21 protein-coding genes are annotated in these 22,247 nt (G+C 66.0%); 7 read left to right on the forward strand and 14 right to left on the reverse strand.

The window, feature by feature from the left end; genetic code table 11:
* Positions 1-116 precede the first annotated feature (116 nt).
* Genes OG874_RS09375 through OG874_RS09405 form a run of 7 tightly spaced genes read right to left on the reverse strand, consistent with a single transcriptional unit; the run spans position 117 to position 8,416 of the window.
* Positions 117-2,237, reverse strand: a complete 2,121-nt coding sequence (locus OG874_RS09375; protein WP_330254721.1) for an MMPL family transporter — start codon at positions 2,235-2,237, stop codon at positions 117-119.
* The gene (locus OG874_RS09380) at positions 2,234-3,424 is read right to left on the reverse strand and encodes a peptide synthetase (protein ID WP_330254722.1); all 1,191 of its coding nucleotides are present in this window, start codon (positions 3,422-3,424) and stop codon (positions 2,234-2,236) included. Before OG874_RS09380 ends, OG874_RS09375 begins: the two co-directional genes overlap by 4 nt.
* Before the next feature lie 13 nt (positions 3,425-3,437).
* The gene (locus tag OG874_RS09385; protein WP_330254723.1) at positions 3,438-4,481 is read right to left on the reverse strand and encodes an NAD-dependent epimerase/dehydratase family protein; all 1,044 of its coding nucleotides are present in this window, start codon (positions 4,479-4,481) and stop codon (positions 3,438-3,440) included.
* Positions 4,478-4,777, reverse strand: a complete 300-nt coding sequence (locus OG874_RS09390) for a hypothetical protein (RefSeq protein ID WP_330254724.1) — start codon at positions 4,775-4,777, stop codon at positions 4,478-4,480. Before OG874_RS09390 ends, OG874_RS09385 begins: the two co-directional genes overlap by 4 nt.
* Positions 4,774-6,447, reverse strand: a complete 1,674-nt coding sequence (locus tag OG874_RS09395) for a fatty acid CoA ligase family protein (protein ID WP_330254725.1) — start codon at positions 6,445-6,447, stop codon at positions 4,774-4,776. The genes OG874_RS09390 and OG874_RS09395 overlap by 4 nt, the downstream gene beginning before the upstream one ends.
* The gene (locus OG874_RS09400; RefSeq protein ID WP_330254726.1) at positions 6,444-7,358 is read right to left on the reverse strand and encodes a hypothetical protein; all 915 of its coding nucleotides are present in this window, start codon (positions 7,356-7,358) and stop codon (positions 6,444-6,446) included. The genes OG874_RS09395 and OG874_RS09400 overlap by 4 nt, the downstream gene beginning before the upstream one ends.
* Before the next feature lie 8 nt (positions 7,359-7,366).
* Complete coding sequence (locus OG874_RS09405; protein ID WP_330254727.1) at positions 7,367-8,416, reverse strand: 3-oxoacyl-ACP synthase III family protein; 1,050 nt, start codon at positions 8,414-8,416, stop codon at positions 7,367-7,369.
* A gap of 340 nt (positions 8,417-8,756) precedes the next feature.
* Here OG874_RS09405 and OG874_RS09410 point away from each other — a divergent pair, with 340 nt between their 5' ends.
* Positions 8,757-10,250, forward strand: coding sequence for a flavin-containing monooxygenase (locus tag OG874_RS09410; protein WP_330254728.1), 1,494 nt, complete (start codon positions 8,757-8,759; stop codon positions 10,248-10,250).
* Between the two features lie 5 nt (positions 10,251-10,255).
* Here the strand turns inward: OG874_RS09410 and OG874_RS09415 are convergent, their stop codons facing one another.
* Positions 10,256-10,915 carry a TetR/AcrR family transcriptional regulator gene (locus OG874_RS09415; protein WP_330254729.1) on the reverse strand — a complete coding sequence of 220 codons (660 nt, stop codon included), beginning with the start codon at positions 10,913-10,915 and terminating at the stop codon, positions 10,256-10,258.
* Positions 10,916-11,018: 103 nt separating this feature from the next.
* Between OG874_RS09415 and OG874_RS09420 the strand changes: the two genes are divergently transcribed.
* Both OG874_RS09420 and OG874_RS09425 read left to right on the forward strand, forming a co-directional pair.
* On the forward strand, positions 11,019-11,888 hold the full coding sequence (locus tag OG874_RS09420; protein WP_330254730.1) for a metal-dependent hydrolase: 870 nt from the start codon (positions 11,019-11,021) through the stop codon (positions 11,886-11,888).
* Positions 11,885-12,952 (forward strand): PDR/VanB family oxidoreductase, encoded by a 1,068-nt coding sequence (locus OG874_RS09425; RefSeq protein ID WP_330254731.1) that lies wholly within the window; start codon positions 11,885-11,887, stop codon positions 12,950-12,952. Before OG874_RS09420 ends, OG874_RS09425 begins: the two co-directional genes overlap by 4 nt.
* A gap of 3 nt (positions 12,953-12,955) precedes the next feature.
* Here OG874_RS09425 and OG874_RS09430 read toward each other — a convergent pair whose 3' ends face one another.
* Positions 12,956-13,651 carry a TetR/AcrR family transcriptional regulator gene (locus OG874_RS09430; protein ID WP_330254732.1) on the reverse strand — a complete coding sequence of 232 codons (696 nt, stop codon included), beginning with the start codon at positions 13,649-13,651 and terminating at the stop codon, positions 12,956-12,958.
* 131 nt (positions 13,652-13,782) lie between these two features.
* Between OG874_RS09430 and OG874_RS09435 the strand changes: the two genes are divergently transcribed.
* The gene (locus OG874_RS09435; RefSeq protein ID WP_330254733.1) at positions 13,783-15,354 is read left to right on the forward strand and encodes a succinic semialdehyde dehydrogenase; all 1,572 of its coding nucleotides are present in this window, start codon (positions 13,783-13,785) and stop codon (positions 15,352-15,354) included.
* Positions 15,355-15,391: 37 nt separating this feature from the next.
* Positions 15,392-16,222, forward strand: a complete 831-nt coding sequence (locus tag OG874_RS09440; RefSeq protein ID WP_330254734.1) for an SDR family NAD(P)-dependent oxidoreductase — start codon at positions 15,392-15,394, stop codon at positions 16,220-16,222.
* A gap of 26 nt (positions 16,223-16,248) precedes the next feature.
* On the opposite strand, the gene OG874_RS09445 is transcribed toward OG874_RS09440, so the two are convergent.
* Positions 16,249-17,058, reverse strand: a complete 810-nt coding sequence (locus OG874_RS09445; protein WP_330254735.1) for a putative protein N(5)-glutamine methyltransferase — start codon at positions 17,056-17,058, stop codon at positions 16,249-16,251.
* A 110-nt stretch (positions 17,059-17,168) separates the two neighbouring features.
* Positions 17,169-18,041, reverse strand: coding sequence for a YdcF family protein (locus OG874_RS09450; RefSeq protein WP_330254736.1), 873 nt, complete (start codon positions 18,039-18,041; stop codon positions 17,169-17,171).
* Positions 18,042-18,248: 207 nt separating this feature from the next.
* Between OG874_RS09450 and OG874_RS09455 the strand changes: the two genes are divergently transcribed.
* Complete coding sequence (locus OG874_RS09455) at positions 18,249-19,103, forward strand: bifunctional 5,10-methylenetetrahydrofolate dehydrogenase/5,10-methenyltetrahydrofolate cyclohydrolase (protein ID WP_330254737.1); 855 nt, start codon at positions 18,249-18,251, stop codon at positions 19,101-19,103.
* Here OG874_RS09455 and OG874_RS09460 read toward each other — a convergent pair whose 3' ends face one another.
* Both OG874_RS09460 and OG874_RS09465 read right to left on the reverse strand, forming a co-directional pair.
* Positions 19,104-19,289 (reverse strand): hypothetical protein, encoded by a 186-nt coding sequence (locus OG874_RS09460; protein WP_330254738.1) that lies wholly within the window; start codon positions 19,287-19,289, stop codon positions 19,104-19,106. It lies immediately after the preceding gene.
* Between the two features lie 187 nt (positions 19,290-19,476).
* Positions 19,477-19,911, reverse strand: a complete 435-nt coding sequence (locus OG874_RS09465; RefSeq protein ID WP_330254739.1) for a MarR family winged helix-turn-helix transcriptional regulator — start codon at positions 19,909-19,911, stop codon at positions 19,477-19,479.
* A gap of 82 nt (positions 19,912-19,993) precedes the next feature.
* On the opposite strand from OG874_RS09465, the gene OG874_RS09470 reads away from it, so the two are divergent.
* Positions 19,994-21,754, forward strand: coding sequence for an ABC transporter ATP-binding protein (locus OG874_RS09470; RefSeq protein ID WP_330254740.1), 1,761 nt, complete (start codon positions 19,994-19,996; stop codon positions 21,752-21,754).
* 11 nt (positions 21,755-21,765) lie between these two features.
* Here OG874_RS09470 and OG874_RS09475 read toward each other — a convergent pair whose 3' ends face one another.
* On the reverse strand, positions 21,766-22,182 hold the full coding sequence (locus OG874_RS09475) for a winged helix-turn-helix transcriptional regulator (protein ID WP_330254741.1): 417 nt from the start codon (positions 22,180-22,182) through the stop codon (positions 21,766-21,768).
* Positions 22,183-22,247: the final 65 nt, after the last annotated feature.

Consider the following 22,247-nt stretch of genomic DNA (forward strand, 5'->3'; position numbering starts at 1 on the left):
GCGGTCGCCCCTTCCACTGGTCCCGTCTGATCATAGAGACGCACGTGCCGACGAGACGGTTCCATCGAAACATAGATCCGTCCCGTCGGGCATCTCGCATACCCGATCGACCGAGTTCAGGAAGCCGATGACGCGCGCTCCTTCTCGACGACCGTGACGCTCCGCCGACGCGGCCGACCAGACCCTGGCATCCACCAATTCGCCCGGCCCATCAGCTCGACCAGCGCGGGCACCAACAACATCCGAACCAGCGTGGCGTCCACGACGAGGGCGATGATCATGCCGACACCGAGGAATCGCATCGGCGTCAGCGGCGACAGCGTGAACGCACCCGTCACCAGCACGAGCAGCGTCGCGGCCGCGGTGATCACGCGTGCGGTCCGCACCGTCCCGATACGCACCGCCCCAGCCGTATCCGCACCCGCTCGATGTGCCTCAACCATGCGGGAGAGCAGGAAAACCTCATAGTCGGTGGACAATCCGAAGACCACCGACACGATCAACACCACCATGCCCGCCGCGAGCGGACCCGTGCTGACGCCGAGTGCCCGGGCGAGGTGTCCGTCGTCGAAGATCCAGGTCAGGATCCCGAAGGTGGCGGCGAGACTGAGGAACGCCATGGCAACCGCCTTGAGCGCCAACACAATCGAGCGGAACGCTGTCACCAGCAACAGCACGGTCACCGCCGCCATGACCAGCACCATCCACGGCATTCGCGCCACGATCGAATCGACACTGTCCACGGTCACCGCGGTATCCCCGCCGACCCGAATTTCGGTCGCCGCGGGCGGATCTAGGCCGCGAATCGTCTCGACCGCCGCGGTCGCCGTCGCACTGCGATCCGGTGCCGTCAAGAACGCGTGCAGCACTACGAAATCGCCGTCCCGCCCGACCTGCAACACCTGGCGCACCCCGGCTACCGATCCGATATCGCGGGTAGCCGTCTCGACCGCCGCGACATCGGGTGGCGTTCCGTCGACGCCGCGCAACACCGCGGTGATACCGCTGCTGGCGGCCGGGAACTGCGTGGTGAGTTCCTCGACGGCCGTGCGCATATCATTGCCCGCCGGTAGCGCACGATGATCGATATCGCCCAGCTCGACACCGAAAATCGGTGTGGCGAGGGCGAGTAGGAGCGCGCCGACGACCACCGTGACCGCCGCCGGCCGACGCAACACCCCGTCCACCACACGACCCCAAAAGCGTTCGGTCCGTTCCTTCGTCTTCGTCCGCCCGATGCGCGCCCCGAACAGCGCAAGCATCGCGGGCAGCACCGTGAGCGACAGTACGGCGGCCAACCCCACCGCCGCGATCGCACCGAACCCCAACGACCGCAGCACCGCCTGCGGGTACACGAACGTCCCCGCGAACGCGCAGATCAGCAGCAGCGCGGAGAATGCGACGGTGCGACCAGCGGTGGCACAGGTCCGTTCGATGGCCATCGCGATCTCACGCCCCTCGGCGAGCTCCTCACGGAATCGAGTGACCAGGAACAGGCCGTAGTCGATGGCCATTCCGAGCCCGAGCAGCGAGGCGATATTCAATGCGAACGTGCTCACCTCGGTGAATTCGGTGAGCATTCGAATGGCGCCCATCGAACCGAGCACCGCCAGCAGGCCGACGCCCACCGGTAGCGAGGCGGCGACCGTCCCGCCGAACAGCAACACCAAGATCAGCAGCGTAAGCGGCAGCGAAATCGATTCCGCGATAACCAGATCGTGCTCGGATCGGCTGTTGATTTCGCTGGCGATCGCGCTGTAACCGGCCAGCTGGGTGTGGATTCCCGGAACCCGCAGTCCCGCTTCGATATCCGGGTAGGCGTGCATGCGCTCGGTGTCGTCGCCGGCCGTGAACACGACGGCCAGGGCCTGCCGGTTATCGGAGGAGCGCAGGAAGCCCTTGCGCGGCGGCACGCTGTTCCAATAGGTCTGGATCGGGCGCGCCAGCAGCTTCGGATCGATGCGTTCGAGCGCCTGCTGCACGCGCGGGCCGATATCGTCGAGCGTCTGCTCATCCGGCACCGTATACAGCGCGACGACATCCGGGTTCTGCGGCCCGAAATGCGCGCGGACGAGCTGATCGACCATCATCGATTCGCTGTGCGGATCGCTGAATCCACCGGCGCTGATCTCGTCGGCGGTGCCCATGCCGAGCAGTCCGAGTAGCAGAACGACGCCGATGACAGCGGTCAGCACTGAACGCGGCCGTGCGGTGACGAAACGTGCCCAGGTCGTCATAGCGTCGCGTTCGACAGATCGTGTTCGAGCGTGCTGGCGATACGATCCAGCAGCGACTCCAACCGCGCTTCGACACCTTCGCCATTGCGGCACGACACCGTGATATCGGTCTGCCCGTCATATTCGACGATGCCGAACAGCAGCGGCATGATGCCGGTGTGCTGGGGCAGCCCCCGCACCGCGGTAGCGGTGAAACCCGGCGCGCTGACCTCGTCCAGCTCGAACCTGCCCATATAGGAAACGGTGGCCGACACGATATTGAGGTCCAGCCGCGCCCCGAGCCAGTTGGCGGCACGCAGAATTCCGCGCACGACGAACGGCGGAAGTTTCGCCAGCCCGCCGTTGTCCAGCTGATTCAGCTCGCGGTTCGCCTGCAGACCGCTGCGCTTGTCCGCGTTGATGCCCCGCCAATCATCGCCCGGCCGCATATCGATGAATAGCGGCAGCGCGAGATTCGCGGTAGTGCGGATCTCCGGTGCGTGCCGCCGCAGGTCGACCGGAATCATGATGCGGCACTTGGTCTCGGCCTGAGCCGCCAGGATGGCGGCCACCCGGGCGACCGTGCCCTTGCCGGTCACCGGAATGGTCCGATTCCGCAGCAGCCAGTGCGAGGCCGCGCGATCCTGCCGTCCGCACCCGGCCGCCGACGGGTACACCGGAAGTACGAGGGTCGGTTTGCCCGGTGCACCGATCCGCGCGACGATATCGGCGTCCGCGATGGGATCGGCGGCTCCGAGCGGTTCCTGGCCCTGCAGCACCCGGAAGATATCGCTCACCCACATGCGCACGCCCATGCCGTCCATCACGCCGTGGAAGACGCGGAACACGATGGTGACCGGATCGCCGGTCAGCAGCAGCACCTCGCAGGTCCGCTCCGGTGTCGGGCCGATGGGGCTGTTGAGGATCGGATCATCTTCCAGCGCTGGGTAATTCAGCGACGCACCGGCCACCACCCGCACGGCCGCCGCCGTGCCGCTGTCGACCCAGTCGTCACCGTCGCGGACCAGCCGGGAACCTGGATTCGCCGCCGAGGCGACCGTCACGGCTCGCCGCAATTCGGCCGGATCGAGGCCGCCGTTGCCGTGCACCACGAGTTGCATCAGAAATGGCGGAGCCAGGTCGCGCGTCGAGAAGTACAGGCGCTCCGTGGGTGAGATCCGGCGGCGAAAGACGGTGTCGTTGCTCATGATTGCCTCCGAGTCATCGCAATGTTCTGGTGAGTTCCACGATGCCGCCCTGTGTTTCGAGCCATTCCTTGAATGCCGCGAGGCCGGTGTCGCGATCGACGACTGGTCGGTAGCCGAAATCCCGAGCCGCGGCGCGCGTGTCGTAGGTCGCGCTGCGCGTCAGCAGTGCCACCACATAGCGTGACAGCGGCGGTGACCACCGGGTCGCGATGGCGGGCACCCGCCACACCGCCTCGATCACGCGCACTACGGCGTTGACCGCACGCGGATTCGGCTGCCTGGTCGGGCGCCGATAGCCGAGATCGGTCGCCACCGCGCCGAGGAACTGCCACACATTGGTTTGTTCGGCATCGGCGATGAAATACGCCTTGCCGCCCAGCACATCCGAGCCGATCGCCTTGACGCACGCCTCGACGATGTTGTCGACATGGCACAGCGACGCCAACACATCCCGGCCGAACGACAGATCCGGCAGCTTGCCCGCCGCATTCCGGCCCAGCAGCCGCACAATCGGGCCGGACCGATCACCCGCACCCCAGATTGCGCGCGGACGCAGCGCGCAGGTGGTGAATCCCGGTGCGTTCGCGGCGAGTACCGCGCGCTCGGCCGCCGCCTTCGTGTGGGAGTACAGGTTCAGGTATCGGCGCGGATACGGTACCGACTCGTCGATATCGAGTTGGTCGCCGCCGTCGTAGTCCATCAACGCGCTGGGGCTGGAGATGAACACGAAACGCGAAGCGCCGCCACACCGCGCGGATTCCAGCAGCCGCTCGGTGGCCCGAACGTTCTCGTCCCAGAATTGCTCGCGGGTGCCGCGCTCGTCGACCCGCGCGGCACTGTGGAATACGATGTCGATGCCCCGGGTAGCCCGAATCAGCGATTGCTGGTCGGCCAGGTCGCCGTAGACCACCTCGACGCGATCGACGGCGGCACCGAGATCGGCCAGCCTGCTGGTGCGGCGCACCAGGATCGACACATCGTGTTCGCCGTCGCGAACCAGCCGCCGCACGAGCGCTCCGCCGAGAAAACCGGATGCGCCGGTCACCAGCACCTTCACTGCCGATTCTCCTGTTCCACGGATGTGCCGCGCTCGGGTTGTGTCCGCCACCACGTCATCCCGAAAATCTGGGTCAGCACGGCGGTTTCGACCGAACTGCGGCCCGACCCCTCGGCGGTCCGCAAGGCGGTCGGGATCTGGGCCGCATGTACCACGAAGCTCAGGAATGCGTCGATCCACCAGATGCCGCGCAACACTCGGCTTTGCGGCACCCGATCCGTCGCGGCAGCCGCAATGCCTCCGGCCAGATACAGCCAGCCCAGTATTGGAACCGCCCGCAGTACAGTCGGTTTCATCGCATCGCCTCGAGCTGCTTGCTCGCCCAGATCGAGAGCTGCTCCCGGCCGATCTTGGCGTTGTGCCGGATATCCACCGGAAACTTCGGGTGCACCGGGAAATCGGTGATCGCCCGGGTCAGCTCCGACTCGGCCGCACGGGCCCGCAGCGCCGATTCGACGGTCACGGCATCCGCGCCGGCGGCCAACTCCACACACAGCACCGGCCGCTGCGTACCGCGCTCACCGACGCCGACCAGAGCCGTCCGGGCAATGCCCGCAACGGTATTGAAGATCTGCTCGACCTGAACGGTGAACATGGGTCCATCAGCGGTGACCACTCGCTGACTCTTGCGCCCGCAGAACCAGATCCGCCCCCGCTCATCGATCCAGGCCAGATCCCCGGTGCGATGCCAGATCACCGCACCGTCGACGATCTTGCCCTGCGCGTTGGCCTGCTTCGGCCAGAAGTAGCGGGAACTGACATTCGGCCCGGATACGACGAGTTCGCCGATACCGCGCGACTTTTCGAGTTCGCCCGCGATCGCCTCGACCCGCTGCCAGGTCGGGATCGGATCGTCGGTGATGGCGACGATCCTGGCCCGCACCCGATCCGCGGGCCGCCCGATGCACGTACCTGCGCCGCGATGGGTGCGCGCGACCAAACCGTCGAACAGTTCCCGCGATTCGATCGTCGACATCGGCAGCGCCTCGGTCGAGCCGTATCCGGCGTAGACCTGGGCATCCTCCCGCAGTACAGCGCGCAGCCCGGCGATACACCAGTCGGGGACCGGTGCGCCGCCGGAGTAGATGCTGTCCAACGTCTCGAGCTCCTTCGGATGCTGCTCGAGGTGGTGCAGTAACGGAATCAGCACGGCGGGCGAGGCGAACATGGTGCGCACGCCGAACCGGTCGATCGCGTCCACGACGTGCGCCGGATCGGTCGAACCGACCCGACTCGGAATCAACGGCGGCAGCACACACCGCGCGCCGAGCAGCAGATCGAGAATGCCCACCAGCGGCAGGGTGATCAGCGAGGTGTCCGGCGCGATGTGCCCCCGAGCCGCGTGGACCTGTTCGACCATCGCCGCGAGATTGCCGTGGGTCATCTCGACCGCCTTGGCCGGACCGGTACTGCCCGTGGTGAATCCGATCAGCAGCAGGTCACTGTCCGCGGCGGGCTTGCGAACCGGCGCGGCCGCGGCCGGGCTGGTACCCCAATCCCGCAGCGTCGCACCGCCCCAGAACCAGCGCCTGCCGACCGTGACGGCGGTGCGGATCCTACGGAAGCCGCGCCGGAACAACACTCGCAACGCCTGCGCCTGCGGTATCCCGATGAACGCTTCGGCATCTACGGCCCGCAAGCAGCGCAACATCTTTCGCACACCCATGCCGGGGTCGATGACCACGGGTACCGCGCCGATCTTCAACAGCCCGAACATCACCGCGTACAGCTCCGGGCTGGGCAGCACCAGCACGATGGTCCGCGTCCCGTTCCCGACACGCGCCGCGGCGAGCCGCTCGGCGATGGCGTCGGACCACTGGTCGAGCTCGCGGTAGGTGATCGTGCGGTAGCTCGGCAGGCCGTCGGGATTGCGCCCCGCCGGGAAGATCACCGCCGCACGATCCGGTTCCGCGCGCGCGAACGCGCGGAACCGGTCGATGGGTTGCCAATAGGTCGAGGTCGTCACGCGGGCGTCCCCGCGAGCACCGGCAACCGGTAGAGCGCGGCCGCGGCCGATGGTCCCGCGCCCGCCGCCACGAACAGCACGTGTGTATGCGCCGCGAAGGAATCCTCGGCGACCGCCCGGTCGTAGGCCAGCGGCAGTACGGCGGTATGTGGGTCGCCCTCGGACAGATCGGCGGTGCGCACCGAATCCGCCGCGATACCAAGGGTTTCCGCGAGGCGGACCGGGAATTGGGCGCTCGGGGTCGAGGCGATGAGGACAGTACTCGCCAGGTCGGTGTGCCCGGCATCGGCGAGTGCGGCTCGCGCGGTTTCGGCGGCCACCGTATGCAGCGTGTCCTCGAAGCCCGGCTCCTGGACCACCGTCATCAGGCCCCGTCCGACCGTGCCCATGGTCGCGGTGTCGACATAGGACTCCACGCCTGGTGCACCGGCACCATTGGCGACGTGCACCCGGCCGAACCCGACGGGTTCGTCGGTGCGCTCCAGCAATAGCGCGGCTCCCGAAGTGGCGTAAGGGAATTCGTCGTCGGCCGCCGAGCGGGTGAGCGACGGGTGGGTGTCCCCGGAGACGATGAGCACATGCTCGGCGCTGCCGGTCTCCAGAATGGAGGCGGCCACCTGGACCGCGTTCAGCACCCCGACCGCGCCGTTCATCAGATCGAAGGAGAAGGTCCGCGGATCGTCCCTGCCGTACTCGAGTCCGATACCCGCCGCCTTCTGGATCAGCGCGGATACGGCCGGTTCGACGGTATTGGAGTCACGGAACACCCCGGCATTGATGAACACCCCGACCTGGTCGGGACGCACACCGGCGCGCTGCAGGCTCTGTAGTGCGGCGCGACCGCTGTGCTCGACGATGCTGTGGGTGTCTTTCGCGCGGCTGGTTCCGGTGGCTGTGATACGCACGCCCATGGCTGACCTCAGACCTTCAGGGAGGAGATGGTGGTGGACAGGAAGCCGGTCACGACGCCGGAGGCCGCCGGGATCATCAGCAGCTTGGCTCCGGACGGCAGGCTCTGCTCGCTGAGTTGATCGTGTAGCACGATGAAATGTGAAGTGGTGGAGGTATTTCCGTACTTCTCGATGACCCGCAGATCCGGTGGCATCGGCACGCCGAACTCGCGCTCGCCGATCGCGTTCAACCACGGGATCGCGGCCGCGCCGAACTGATGGTGGATGATGTAGTCGAACTTCTCGTCGGCGAAGCTCGTGCCCCGCGCCTCCAGATAGTTGCGTTGGGTGTCGGTCCACAGCAGAAACCGATCCTCGTTGTGCATCTTGCGGTTATCGGTGTAGAGCGCGATGCCCTGGGATTTATCGCTGGGCATGCCGAGGCATAGCTCGGAATGGGCCGCGGCGGTCATCAACTCGATGTAGTGGATCTTGTCGGCATCGTCGACCGCCTGATCGAGCACGATCGCACAACCCGAATCGCCCACCGACAGCGATGCGAATTGCGGATCGTATTTCTCGGAAATCTCGTTCACCGCGGTATCGGCGATGGGAGTAATGGCCTCGCCGCTCACCACCATGCCATTTCGCACGGTGCCGGATCGGATCATCCGATCGAGAATATAAGTACCGTTCAGCATTCCGGCGCAGGCATTGGAGATATCGAAAGTAATGGCCTTGTCGGCACCGAGATTTTTGCCGATCGACGATGCGAACGACGGCTCCATGTACATGCGGGTGCCGTTCCTGCTGCGTGTGATGGAGCTGGATATGATCACGTCGAGATCCGCGGCCGCATACTTTGACCTGGACAGACAGTCCTCGGCGGCCTTGATCGCCAGGGCGAAGGAGTCCTCGTAACTATCCGGCCCGGTGTCGTGCACACGACGTTCCTTGATGCCCGTGATGCGTTCGAGATCGAACGACGGCGGCGCGACCAGCCGGGAGACGAGCTCCTTGGTAGAGACGATATTCGAGGGGAGATACGCGCCGATGGATTCGAACCGAGAATGCGACACTTGCGCTCCTGGAAATCGTTGATGAATACGGTTACGGATCGTCTCTGATCTTCGGTGCGACGGAACGCTACCCGACGGTAACTGGAAATAGGTATGTCCAGTTTGCCCGAATCCTTCTGGGACAGTTGCGCTTTCGGCCCTACGCTGCGGCGATGTCCGATTGATGTGAGTGAGTTCACTGCACGTGGCGCACTCGGGTGCCAGTCGGTATTTGGTCGCCCGTCCAAGGTTGGTATCGAGGGTGTTGTTTCCGAAGACAACAGGTCAACCGATAGGCTGGTGGGGACGTCGATGCGATCGGCGTCGCGCCGCAACCGCCGAATACCGAAGGACGAGATCCATGACGATCGCTGACGAGCACGTCGATGTGCTCATCGTCGGTGCCGGACTGTCCGGGATAGGTGCGGCGTATCACCTGGGGCGGGCCTTTCCGCGCCGGAGCTACACAATTCTGGAGAGCCGCGACGCGATCGGCGGCACCTGGGATCTGTTCCGCTATCCGGGAATTCGGTCCGATTCCGATATGTACACCTTCAGTTACCGGTTCCGTCCGTGGCTGGGTGAGAAGGTGATCGCGGACGGCGACGATATCCTCGACTATGTGCGCGCCACTGCTACCGAGGCCGGAATCGACCGGCGCATCCGATTTCACCATCGGGTGGTCGCCGCCGAATGGTCGTCGCGGGAGAATGTGTGGACCGTGCGGGCGGAACGGACCGATACCGGCGAAACCGTAACGCTCACAGCCGGATTCCTGTTCTGCTGTTCGGGTTACTACCGCTACGACGAGGGCTACACCCCGGATTTCGCGGGCACCGAGCGTTTCTCGGGGCCGATCATCCACCCGCAGCACTGGCCGAGTGAGCTGGATGTCGCGGGCAAGCGCGTGGTGCTGATCGGTAGCGGCGCGACCGCCGTGACGCTCGGCCCTGCGCTGACGGAGCAGGGCGCGCACGTCACGATGTTGCAGCGCTCACCGAGCTACATCATCTCCGCGCCCGCCCGTGACGATCTCGCCATCAAGGTGCGCAAATTCCTGCCCGGCCGCGCCGCCTACGCGGTCGCCAGGGCGAAGAATGTGGCGCTGTCCACGGCGATATACCAACTGAGCCAACGGTATCCGGAGTTCATGCGCAAGCGGATCCGCGGCTGGCAGCAGCGCTGGCTGCCCGAGGGCTACGATATCGACACCCACTTCACCCCGACCTACAACCCCTGGGATCAGCGACTGTGCCTGGCGCCCAACGGAGATTTCTTCCGCGCGATCCGCAAGGGTGAGTTGGACGTGGTCACCGATCGGGTCGAGACGTTCACCGAGACCGGTTTGCGGCTGGTCTCCGGCGCGAGCATCGACGCCGACATCATCATCACCGCGACGGGATTGAACCTGCTGGCCTTCGGCGGCGTCGAACTATCGGTCGACGGCCGGCCGGTGCGGCTCGCCGAGCACATGGCCTACAAGGCGATGATGCTGTCCGATGTACCGAACTTTGCCTACATCATCGGCTACACCAACGCCTCATGGACGCTGAAGGCGGACTTGGTGTGCGAGTACGTGGTTCGACTACTACGTCGCATGTACGGCGGCGACTATGCCCGCTGTACACCGGTGCGTGATCCGTCGGTTGGCGCGACGTCGCTGTTCCTGAACTTCAATCCCGGTTATGTCCAGCGCGCCGCGAGCCAATTCCCGATCCAGGGCACCAAAGCACCCTGGCGCCTACGCATGAACTACCTGCGCGACGTGATCAGCCTGCGTCACGGGAGGATCACCGACAGCGCGATGACGTTCGAACGAGCGCGCCATCGCGATCCGGTGTCGACCAAGGGTTAGCCGGGTCAGTTCTGGGACGACCGCGCGCCCGCGATATTGCGCAGCACGATGGTCGCGTGGTCGTCGAACCGCTCCCGAGGGATACCGATGGTCCCGTTCAGCCACGGCCGGTACATGTACGCCATCGCACCGAAGATGGCGTTCGAGTTGAGGGAATTGTCGAACTGGTCCGGCGCGGGCTGACCGTCTGCGCCCGGTCCGATCACCAGCGCGATCGGGCTGGTGAACAGTTCGATGAGTTCGTTGCCGCGTTCGCCGAGTACGCGCGTGGCCTGCGATTCGACGAACATGATCTGGCCGCGCCGCTGATCCTCCAGCAGATAGTCCGTGAATGCCGATATGGCATGCCGGAATAGTTTTTCGGGTTCGGGCGGTGCGGTAGCCAGCGCACCGAGCAGCCGTTCCTGTGCGCCGAGGACGACCGTCTCCAGCGCCGCTGTCAGCAGTTTGTCGAGGTTCTCGAAGCTCTCGTAGAAGTAGCGCTCGGTGAGTCCGGCCTGCCGGCAGACCCCGCGCATGGAGATCTCGGAGGACCCGATGGTGGCCATCAGCTCGATGGCGGCCTCGACGAGCTGTTCGCGGCGCGCGGCGATTCGGTCGGCGGGCGGCGTGCCGCGCCAGCGGCGCATGCCCGGTATCGATCCATCGGAAACGGCGTCGTTCATGGCTCGATCCTCCCATAGGGGGAAAGTTGACATCATGTGATGTTGACAGCATTTGATGTCGGCAATACATTGACTCCAGGGCACCAGACGTGAGGACCATGAGATGGGTACTGCTTACGCCGACCAGGCACATGCCATCAACGCGCGGGACGTCAACTTCGACTTCGATACGGTGCCGATGCACTACATCCCCGGCGAGGTCATGGCCACCCACATCATCAATGTGATGCATCTGGTGCTACCCGAAGGGGAGCGGGCCATGGCGCAGGCGCTGGCCGAGGCGCTCCCGCTGATCGACGATGAGCGACTGCGCGAGGAGGTCCGCGGGTTCATCGGCCAGGAGACGATGCACGCCGGCTCACACGAGCTGGCGCGCCGCCAGTTGCAGCGGCTCGGACTCGAGGTCGGCCCGATGGTGGATCGCGTCGCCTGGTTGATCGATCGGGTGCTCGGCGACCACGGTTTGGCCGGGCGGGCCAAGCACGAATGGTTGTGCGAACGATTGGCCCTGTTCGCCGGGATGGAGCACTACACCGCCGTCATCGGCGAATGGCTGCTCACCAACGACAAGCTGGAGGCCAAGCAGATGCATCCGGCGATGCTGGATCTCATTCGTTGGCACGGCGCGGAGGAGGTCGAGCATCGCAGCGTGGTCTACGACGCGTACATGTATCTCGACGGCGGCTATGCGCGCAAGGCGCGCCAAGCGCTGATCGCGAGCTCGGGATTGCTTGTGCTGTTCGTGATTTCGGGTGGCTACCTCTTCCATCGCGACCCGTCGCCGAACAAAGGCCGCTGGTGGCCGCTACAGCTGGCCAGCGCATCGCTGCGCGGTGTGGTGCCGAACTTCACCACCTTCTTCACCGAGATTCCGCGATACCTGCGGCCGGGATTCCATCCCTCCCAGCTCGGTCCGATCGACAACGCGTTGCGCTACCTCGCGCAGTCGCCCGCAGCACGGACGAACGCATGACCGCGGTGGAGCAGTTCCGGCCGGGAGCCGGGCTGCGGATGATCGCGTCGGCGGTGGACACCTACAAGCGGGTTTTCACGGAAGGGAAATCGGCGCAACTGCTTTCGCGGGCGCAGCCGGTGCGCCACACCGGCTACGACTTCGAGCTGGCGGTCATGGGGATCGAGGCCGAGGCGGACGAGGTGCTCAGCCTGACCCTGTGCGATCCGGACGGCGCGGACCTGCCCGCGTGGACGCCGGGCGCCCATATCGATGTGTTCCTCCCCTCGGGTCGGCAGCGGCAGTACTCGCTCAACAGTGACCCGGATGACCGCAGCTCCTACCGGATCGCGGTGCGCTACATCGCCGATGGCGACGGCGGCTCCCGGGAGATCCACGAGGGGCTGCGCGTCGGCGACCGGTTGCGGGTACGCGGACCACGCAACGCGTTCCCGCTCATCACCGCGCCGGAGTACTTCTTCGTGGCCGGTGGCATCGGGATCACCGCGATTCTGCCGATGGTCACCGCGGCCGAACGTGCCGGAATACCGTGGCGCTTGATGTATTTCGGGCGCTCGCGGACGCGGATGCCCTTCCTGTACGAGTTGGCTCGCTTCACCGGCGGTGATGTGGTGGTGCGTCCGGACGACGAGTACGGGGTGCCGGATCCGCGCATGATCTTCGAGCAGACGCCTACCGGTGCGGCGGTATATGTCTGCGGGCCACCGCCGTTGGCGGAGGGGGCACGCAAGGTGCTGTCGCTGCACGATCCGACCGCCTCCCTGCATACCGAGCGGTTCTCGGCGGTGCCGGTGCGCGATGGCGCGGCGTTCCGGATTCGGTTGCGCCGCAGTGGGACCGAGGTGGATGTCGCGGCCGATGAGTCCGCGCTGGCCGCGATCAAGCGCGCGGTGCCCGGCGTCCCGTACTCGTGCCAGCAGGGCTTCTGTGGGGCGTGCCGGGCCGGTGTGCTGTCGGGTGAGGTCGACCATCAGGACCGTGCGCTGCTCCCGAGCGAACGCGACGGTGCGATGCTGACCTGTGTATCTCGTGCCCGCGGTGGCGAACTCGAATTGGATCTGTAGGGCTCAGTCCGCGGCCGGGAAGATGCCCGGCAGCGTCATGGCGTACTCGAGATCGGCGCGGCTGCCGAGCGTGGTGAGCAGGACGCGGATCATGGTGAGCCGTGCGGCGGCAACGGTTTCCGCGTCGGGCTCGCTGCCCGGTGCCGCGCCCGCCGAGATCCGGTAGACCACGTACTCGCAAACATGCAGGGCCGCATCGAGATCCAGCGGCGACGGGACCGCGCGGCCGAGTTCGGTGAAGGTTTCGCGGACCAGCGCGCGGATATCGTCCAGCGCCCGTTCGCGATACGCCGATACGGGTGAGGTCGGGTCGTGTAGTTCGGCGAACAGTGGGCGCAGCATCGCGCCGTGTCCGTGGGCCCAGTCGAGGTAGGCGTCGATGAGCCGGATGCCGAGTTCGACGGGCTCGTCGGGGTCGGTGAGTGCCGTGCGGATGCCATCGACCAGGCCGTCGTTCGACGCGTCCAGCACCAGGTGCAGCGGTTCGATGGCATTGCCGAAGTAGCGGTAGAAGGTGGGTCTGGCCAGCCCGGCCTGTTCGATGATCTGCGCGACGCTGAGGCCGCGCGACCCGGTGCGGGTGAATACCGCGGCGGTGGCGAGCACGATGCGGGCGCGGACCTCCTCGGCCTGCTCCTGGGTCTGCGGTGGGCGGCCGCGCCGGGCCGGGCCGTTCGCCGGGGACGTTTCAGTGGACATGGTGATGCCTCACAAATCGAAGCCCGTCAGGTCTGTATCCCACACCGGACAGCTTGACATGAGGTGTCGCACGGGTATTAATCTAACACTAGTGTTCAGGAAATAATCCGCGACCCATGAGAGGGCCGACAATGACGACCGCCCGCCAGCTGGCCGAACCGACCGCCCTGCCCGCGTCCCTGGTCCAGCCCCTGCTCGACCGCGCGATCGCGGGCGGCGCGCCCTCGGTCGAGGTGTTCGCGCCGGCGACCGGACACAAGATCGCCGATCTGCCACAGTCCTCGACGGCCGATATCGAGACCGCCTTCGCCGCCGCGCGCACCGCGCAGCGGGAGTGGGCCGGGCGCTCGGTCCGCGAGCGGGTCGCGGTACTGCGCAAATTCCACGACATCGTGCTCGCTGAGCAGGACGTGATTCTCGATATCGTGCAGATCGAGACCGGTAAGTCGCGCGCACATGCCTTCGACGAGGTCGGGGATGTGGCGGTCAACGCCAGGTACTACGCGTCGGTGGCGGAGAAACTGTTGGCCACGCGCAAGCCGCGGGGTGTGTTGCCGGTATTGACGCAGGTTGAGGTGCGGCATCGGCCGAAGGGCGTGGTCGCGGTGATCTCGCCGTGGAACTACCCGCTCGCGCTGGCCGCCTCCGATGCGCTGCCCGCACTGGTGGCGGGCAATGCGGTGGTCGCGCGGCCGGATAACCAGACCGCGCTCACCGCGCTGTGGGCGATCGACGCCGCCGAGCGCGCCGGGCTGCCGCGCGGACTGTGGCAGGCGGTGCTCGGCCGTGGCTCGGTGATCGGCGGTGCGGTGATCGCGCGCGCCGACTACGTCGATTACACGGGGTCGAGTGCGACCGGGCGGACCATCGCGCAGCAGGCCGGGGAACGGCTCATCGGCTACTCGCTCGAGCTCGGCGGCAAGAATCCGCTGCTGGTGCTCGCCGACGCCGATGTGTCCCGGGCGGCCAGGATCGCGATCCGGGCCTGCTTCGCTTCGGCGGGGCAGCTGTGCGAGTCGATGGAGCGAATCTATGTGCACGACAAGGTCTATGACCAGTTCGTCGGCGAATTCGTCGAGCAGGTGCGGGCGATCGAGTTGGGTGGTGGGCTCGATTTCACCAGTGATATGGGCTCGTTGACGTTCCAGCGTCAATTGGACACCGTCAGTGCGCATGTCGATGACGCGGTCGCCAAGGGCGCGCAGGTCTTGGCGGGCGGTAAGGCCCGGCCCGATCTCGGGCCGTTCTTCTACGAGCCGACCGTACTGGCCGGTGTGCGGCCCGGTATGACGGTGTACCGCGAGGAGACGTTCGGGCCGGTGGTCTCGATTTACCAGGTAGGCAGTGACGACGAAGCGATCGAGCAGGCGAATGACACCGCTTATGGTCTCAATGCGAGCGTCTGGACCAAGGATGTCGATCGAGGTCGTCAGGTGGCCGCGCGTATCAATGCGGGTTCGGTGAATGTGAACGAGGGCTTCATCGCGGCCTGGGGGAGTGCGGATGCGCCTTCCGGTGGACTTGGAATTTCCGGTACCGGGCGCAGGCACGGACCCGAAGGATTGTTGAAGTACATCGATACCCAGACGATCGCCGTGCAGCGCATGCTGCCGATCGCGCCGCTGCCCGGGATGTCCGAGGAGCTATGGGCGAAGACGATGACGTTCTACTTCGGGGTCATGAAGACGTTGTGCCAGAAGTGATTTCATGCGGGCCGAGACGAACACGGAATAGGGACGGATGAAATTGGATACGGTAGCGCAGAAGAACGTCCTGGTCACGGGTGCCGCGCAGGGCCTGGGCAAGCTGTTCGCCGAGCGGGCGGTGCGCGAGGGTGCGGCCGCGGTGGTGTTGTGGGATATCAACGAATCCGGGCTCAAAGAGACGGCGGTCGAGTTGTCCGGGCGAGGCAGCGCTGTTCACCACTACGTGGTCGACGTGGCCTCGCGGGACTCCATTTCCGAGGCCGCTGCGGCGGTGCGCGCCGAGGTCGGCGATATCGATATCCTGGTCAACAATGCGGGCATCGTGCGCGGCAACAGTTACTTCTGGGAGACGACCGATCGCGCCGATATCGATAAGACGATGGCGATCAATTCTCTTGCACCGATGTATATTACGCTGGAATTCCTGCCCGCGATGGTGAACGGTACGGGCCAGGCGCGCGTTATGACCATCGCCTCCTCGGCGGGCTTGGTTTCCAATCCGCGCATGAGCGTTTACGCGGCCTCGAAGTGGGCGGCGCTGGGTTGGTCGGATTCGGTGCGCATCGAGTTGGAGCAGGCGGGCCACGAGCACGTGAAGATCACCACGGTCTGTCCGACCTACATCAACACCGGAATGTTCGACGGCGCAAAGGGTTTCCTGTTCACGCCGATTCTGGAGCAGGACGCGGTCGTCGATTCCTCGTGGCGGGAAATGAAATCCGGTAATCCGCTGGTGATCCTGCCGTGGACGTCGCGGCTGAACAAGGCGATCTCGGGGCTGCTGCCGATCAAGCTGCGCGATCTGTTCCTGAATTCGGTTGGTGTGTACCACTCGATGGACGAGTTCACCGGGCGCAAGAAATAGTCGCGATCGCACGGTGGTCACGCGTGTCACATGGCGGGCTTGGTGCCGATGACGACGGTCGCGTAGAGTTCGTCCGATTCGGCGATGCGGCCCGCGAAGCCGTATTCGGTCAAGACGGTGATCGCCTGCGGGGTCTGGGCCGCACTGGATTCGACCAGCAGATGACCGCCCGGCGCGAGCCAGGTCCGGGCGGCGTCGACGACGCGGCGGAAGATATCCAGGCCGTCGGGTCCGCCGTCGAGTGCGGTGCGCGGCTCGTGATCGCGTGCCTCCGGCGGCATGTGGGCGATCATCTCGGACGGGACGTACGGGGTGTTCGCCAGCAGAATGTCGATGCGGCCGCGCAGTTCGTCGGGTAGCGGGTCGAACAAGTCGCCCTCGTAGACGGCCGCGCCGATCGGGGTGAGATTGCGGCGCGCGCACTCGACCGCGGCCGGTTCGATATCGGCGGCAGCGAGGGTGATCCGGTGGCCCTCGGATGCGAGGATCGTCGCCAGAGCGAGGCCCAATGCGCCTGAGCCGCAGCACATATCGACGACGACGGGGTGCTTACTGGGCAGGGCGCGGGCCAAGTCGGCGGCTTCGTCGACGAGGAAGGCGGTGCGCTGGCGCGGGACGAAGACGCCCGCCGTGACGGCGATCCGGAGGCCGTGGAATTCAGCCCAGCCGAGCAGGTGTTCGAGCGGTGTGCCCGATACCCGTTGGGCGACGAGTTCGGCCAGGTCGGCACCGGTCTCCGCGGCGGCGGCGGTGAGCAGTCGCGCCTCGTCCTCGGCGAAGACACAGCCCGCCGCGCGTAGTCGCGCGACCACGTCGGTATTTCCCGTTGCCGTCACCGGGCCCATCCTGCCGGGTGCGTGCGGGAATGAGCCAACCGTTTTCGGATGGGGGCTCATATCCGCACCCGCTCGCCGGTCGTACCAGGCGAGCGGGTGCGGATCGGAACTCAGCGGGAGGTGGCGAGCTGGAAGGTGCGCGTCGCGTCGAGGTAGATGCCGCGCTGCGACTGCTTGGCGGGCGGCGGCAACTGCGAAACCAGCTGCTCCAGCGAGGTGGTCGCGCCGACCACCTGAGTGCCCGCGACGATGAAATCGGCGACCGCGCGGCGGATGTGGTTGGGTGAGGTCACCACGACCGCGCTGCTCGCGCCCACATCACGCAGCATCTTGGTGCTGAACAGCGCGTTCTGCACCGTTGATCCGGCCCGGCTCTCGACATTGATCCGGGAGGCGGGCAGCCCCTTGCCGACCAGCCAGGCGCGCATGGCCTCGGCTTCGGTGATCCCGTTCTGTGGGTTGCCGCCGGTGACGATGATCGGCGAGAGCGGAGAGGCGACCGCCTGCAGCCAGGCCGCGGTCAGCCGGTTGACCAGCTCGGGGCGCAGCGAACCATCCGGAAGCAGACCGTATCCCAGCACCACGATCCCGGTTTGCGGGCCGACGATCGCGGGCAGGGGGTTCGGCAGGGTGCCGACGGCGGCGCCGATCGCGCCGAGCACATTGTTGGTGCCTTGTGCCAGCTCCGGATCGACGGCGGTCAGGCGGGCCAGCGAATCGGCGAATGCGGGCAGGTCACCGGCGTAATGCGACCAGATCGCCTGCAGTGAGAGGGCCTCGGCGTCGGCCGGATCGGCGGCGATCAGTTGTCGGAGTTCGGCGCGTCCGGCGGCGTCGTCGCCGTCGGTGAAGGCGCGCTGGGCGGAGTTGTAGAGGGCGTTCGTGTCCGGGCCCGCCATCGCGGGCGCGTCGGATAGTCCGGTGATCGCTGCGGCCGTGACCCAGGTCGCCAGCAGGAGTTTCCAATGCCTCGGGATCTTCACTACAGTCGACACCTTTCCACGCATGAAAACGGGTTCTCGGTATGTCAGCTAGCAGTTAGCCATGGGCAAGCAACCATCACAATACGACTGGTAGAGGTCATAACTTGGTAATTGCCAGATGGCACTTCCGCTATCGGGGCAAACCGGGCGGCGCGGGAGGTGACCGCTCGAACCGGCCGCACGGCCCTGCCGATAAGGTGTGACAACGTGGATACCGTTTCGCTGTCCGGCAAGGAACTCGCCGCCGCCATCAACGCCGACACCAAGGAGCGCGCCGCCGCGCTCACCGCGAGCGGAACCGCGCCGCGCCTGGCCCTGATCGTGGCCAATGACGATCCGGCCAGCGCCTGGTACGTGAACTCGTTGCGCAAGGCCGCCGAACGCCTCGGAATCGCCTGCGACACCATCGATCTCGGTGCGGACGCGAGCATCCAGCGGATTCGCGACGAACTCACCGCCCGCAGCGCGGACGCCGGCGTCGACGCGATCATGCTGCAGACCCCCCTGCCCACTGGTATCGCCCTCGACGATGTCAGCTCGGCCATCGCCGCCACCAAGGACGTCGACGGCGTCAGCCCACTGTCGCTCGGACTGCTCGCCTCCGGCTTGGAAGGCTTCGTTCCCGCCACCTCCGAAGCGGTCGTCGAACTACTGAAGCATCACGAAATCCCGCTTGCCGGTCGGCATGTCGCCGTCGTCGGCCGCTCCAACATCGTCGGCAAGCCGCTGGCCCAACTCCTGCTCGCCGAAAACGCCACCGTCACCATCTGCCATTCCCGCACCACCGACCTGCCCGCTGTCACCTCCGCCGCCGATATCGTCGTCGCCGCCGCGGGCCGCATCGGCCTCGTCACCGGCAAACACATCCGCGAAGCCGCGACCGTCATCGACGTCGGCACCAACGAGGCCCCCGATGGCAAAATCGTCGGCGATGTGGACCCGAACTCCGTGCGCGGCAAGGCCTCCGCCCTGAGCCCCGTCCCTGGCGGCATCGGCCCCGTAACCACGGCCCTCCTCATGCGCCACGTAGTCATCGCCGCCGAAAACGCCCACACCGCCTGATCATCCCCGCCCCGCCGGGTGTCGCCGACTGCGGATGGGTGGGACAAGTATCAGGAATGGCTCCGCATCGCCACCGCCGACCTGCTCGGCGCGGGCCTGGTCATAGCCCGCATCGTCGGGACCGAATACCGGCCCACCCATCGTGGACCGCAGTGCTCCGATATCGGAGCTCACTGTTCGGGTCATCGCATATCTCCAGCTACCAGGCCCCAGACCACTGATGTGAAGAGTTGGTCACGCGATCCGCGTCGCCGACTCCGATGCGGCACCGGCACGCACTGGCGGTGCTGTCCAAGAGCGCGCCAGCCTGCCGTGTGTGGCGCGCATCACAGTCTATATCGTGAGGCCCGCATTGCTGAGAGATAGCGGGCGGTCATGTGCTCATCGCGGCTGCATCGAGGGTTGCGAGCAGGGCGCGCAGAGTTTCGCGCTGTTCGGGGGCGAGGGTGGCGAAGACTTCCTCGGCGGCCTGACGGCGGGCTGCCGCCATCTGCGATAACGCGGCTCGGCCGGCCTCGGTGAGTGTCACCAGGGTGGAGCGCCGGTTGGTCGGATCCGGCGTGCGGGCGGCGAGGCCCGCGGATTCGAGGGCGTCGACGACGGTGGTGGCGGAGCGGGGGACGATGCCGAGGTGATCGGCGAGCGCGGCCATCCGCAGCGGCTCGTCGTGGTGCCCCAGAATGCGAAGCGCGCGGGCCTGACCTGGGGTGATGCCGAGGGGCGCGAGGCGGGCGACCTGGTTGCGGCGGATGCGTTTCGCGGTGCGCAGGAACAGCTCGGGGAGGTCGGGATCGGGAGCAGTGTCCATAATGTTGAGCATAACTCATTGTTTTGGGAACAATTATGAGTCATGCTCAGTTTCACGACGTAGTCTCGGAAAGGAGGCGCCTATGCAGCCCCCACATCAACTTCGCCGGATCGTCCGGCTGTTTCATCCGTATCGCGCGCGCCTGGCTCTGGTCGCCGCGCTTGTCGGTTTGTCTTCACTGGTCGCGCTGGCATCGCCGTTCATGTTGCGCGGCATCCTCGACGACGCACTCCCGCACGGCCGCACCGGCTTGCTGACCGCGCTGGCCGCGGGCATGGTGACGGTCGCCGTGCTGACCAGTGTGTTCGGTGTACTGCAAACCTATATCTCGACAGCGGTCGGGCAAGACGTCATGCACGATCTGCGTTCCGCGGTGTATGCGCAATTGCAGCGAATGCCGTTGTCGTTCTTCACTACTACCCGCACCGGCGAGGTGCAGTCGCGCATCGCCAACGATATCGGCGGTATGCAGTCGACGGTCACTTCGACCGCGACCTCGCTGGTTTCGAACTTCACCACGGTGATCGCCTCGGTGATCGCGATGCTCGCGTTGGACTGGCGGCTCACCGCGATTTCGCTGATCATGCTGCCGTTCTTCGTCTGGATCAGTCGACGCGTCGGCGACGAGCGCAGGAAGATCACCGCGCAGCGGCAGCAGAAGCTGGCGGGCATGTCGGCGATCGTGGAGGAGTCGCTCTCGGTGAGCGGCATTCTGCTCGGGCGCACGATGGGACGCGCACCCGCACTGGTCGACGATTTCGCGCAGGAATCGCGCGGGCTGGTCGACCTGGAGATCCGGTCGGGGATGGCCGGTCGGTGGCGGCAGTCGACGATTCAGATCGTCATGGCTGCCATGCCTGCGGTCGTGTACTGGGCGGCGGGATTGACGGTGGCAGCCGGACATCCGCTGGTATCGATCGGCACACTGGTGGCGTTCACGACGCTGCAGACGAGCCTGCTGCGACCGATGGTGCAACTGCTGAACACCGGTGTGGAGGTACAGAGTTCGATGTCGCTGTTCGGACGGATCTTCGAGTACCTGGATCTGAAGCCGGATATCGAGGAGCCGATCGCGCCGGTGCCCGTTCCGGATTCGGCGGTGCAGGGTGGGGTTCGCCTCGACCACGTCGGCTTCACCTATGGGGGCGGAACCCGAGATGTATTGCAAGACATCGACATCACCGTGCCCGCCGGGACCAGTCTGGCCATCGTCGGCGAGACCGGCTCGGGCAAGACCACGCTCGGGTATCTGGTGGCGCGGCTCTACGACGTGACATCGGGACGGGTCGAGATCGATGGAATCGATGTGCGCGACTTGTCCTTTGCCGATCTCGCCGCTGCTGTCGGCGTGGTGTCGCAGGAGACGTACCTGTTCCACGCTTCGGTCGCGGACAATCTGCGTTTCGCCAAACCCGACGCCACAGATGAGGAGTTGTATGCGGCGGCGCGGGCCGCGCAGATCCACGACCATATCGCGAGTCTGCCGGACGGCTACGACACGCTGGTCGGCGAGCGCGGTTATCGGTTCTCCGGCGGTGAGAAGCAGCGGTTGGCGGTGGCTCGGGTGATCCTGCGCAATCCGCCGATCCTGGTGCTCGACGAGGCCACCAGCGCGCTGGACAACCGGACCGAACAAGAGGTCCAAGCGGCCATCGACGCACTGTCCGAGGGGCGCACCACTATCACCATCGCGCACCGCCTCTCCACCATCCGCGGCGCCGATCAGATCGTCGTCCTCGATCACGGCCGCATCATCGAACGCGGAACCCACCGAGAGCTCATGAACCTCGACGGCCGCTACGCCGCCCTCGCCTCCGGCGGCGATCTCCTCCGCGTCGCCTGACCAGCCGCGGGTTAGACGGGTTGGGGCTCGGTGGCGGCTCGGGTATCGAATTCTGCTCGGGCGGACATGATTTCGGTGTGGTGGCGCACCGACCACAGGCCCATCGCGTGGCTCAGTTCGCCGAGGCTGGCGCCCAGTTCGGTGAGCGAGTATTCGACTCGGGGCGGCACGGTGGGGTAGACGGCGCGGCGGACCAGGCCGTCGCGCTCGAGATTGCGCAGGGTGCGGGTGAGCATCTTCTGTGTGATGCCGTCCAGTCTGCGGCGTAGGTCGTTGAAGCGGACCGGATCGCCCGCCGCCCGCAGTACGCCGAGCACTAATAGCACCCATTTGTCGGCGAGGACGTTGAGCACATCGCGGGCCGGGCAGTTCGTCAGATAGCTCTTGACCAGGTTGTCGGACTCGGACCAGTCGACGATGGTATCCATCGGGTACCTCGGGATCATTGAAGTGCCTTCTTTCCTTTGGATACTAGGTGACCGCAGAATCATTG

The organism is Nocardia sp. NBC_00565 (assembly GCF_036345915.1).
Classification (GTDB): Bacteria; Actinomycetota; Actinomycetes; order Mycobacteriales; family Mycobacteriaceae; genus Nocardia.

Bases quoted from the DNA above. Each gene is read 5' to 3' on its own strand.
- OG874_RS09375 (WP_330254721.1), bottom strand. From the start codon at position 2,237: ATGACGACCTGGGCACGTTTCGTCACCGCACGGCCGCGTTCAGTGCTG.
- OG874_RS09380 (WP_330254722.1), bottom strand. From the start codon at position 3,424: ATGAGCAACGACACCGTCTTTCGCCGCCGGATCTCACCCACGGAGCGC.
- OG874_RS09390 (WP_330254724.1), bottom strand. From the start codon at position 4,777: ATGAAACCGACTGTACTGCGGGCGGTTCCAATACTGGGCTGGCTGTAT.
- OG874_RS09400 (WP_330254726.1), bottom strand. From the start codon at position 7,358: ATGGGCGTGCGTATCACAGCCACCGGAACCAGCCGCGCGAAAGACACC.
- OG874_RS09410 (WP_330254728.1), top strand. From the start codon at position 8,757: ATGACGATCGCTGACGAGCACGTCGATGTGCTCATCGTCGGTGCCGGA.
- OG874_RS09415 (WP_330254729.1), bottom strand. From the start codon at position 10,915: ATGAACGACGCCGTTTCCGATGGATCGATACCGGGCATGCGCCGCTGG.
- OG874_RS09420 (WP_330254730.1), top strand. From the start codon at position 11,019: ATGGGTACTGCTTACGCCGACCAGGCACATGCCATCAACGCGCGGGAC.
- OG874_RS09425 (WP_330254731.1), top strand. From the start codon at position 11,885: ATGACCGCGGTGGAGCAGTTCCGGCCGGGAGCCGGGCTGCGGATGATC.
- OG874_RS09430 (WP_330254732.1), bottom strand. From the start codon at position 13,651: ATGTCCACTGAAACGTCCCCGGCGAACGGCCCGGCCCGGCGCGGCCGC.
- OG874_RS09435 (WP_330254733.1), top strand. From the start codon at position 13,783: ATGACGACCGCCCGCCAGCTGGCCGAACCGACCGCCCTGCCCGCGTCC.
- OG874_RS09440 (WP_330254734.1), top strand. From the start codon at position 15,392: ATGAAATTGGATACGGTAGCGCAGAAGAACGTCCTGGTCACGGGTGCC.
- OG874_RS09460 (WP_330254738.1), bottom strand. From the start codon at position 19,289: ATGACCCGAACAGTGAGCTCCGATATCGGAGCACTGCGGTCCACGATG.
- OG874_RS09465 (WP_330254739.1), bottom strand. From the start codon at position 19,911: ATGGACACTGCTCCCGATCCCGACCTCCCCGAGCTGTTCCTGCGCACC.
- OG874_RS09470 (WP_330254740.1), top strand. From the start codon at position 19,994: ATGCAGCCCCCACATCAACTTCGCCGGATCGTCCGGCTGTTTCATCCG.
- OG874_RS09475 (WP_330254741.1), bottom strand. From the start codon at position 22,182: ATGGATACCATCGTCGACTGGTCCGAGTCCGACAACCTGGTCAAGAGC.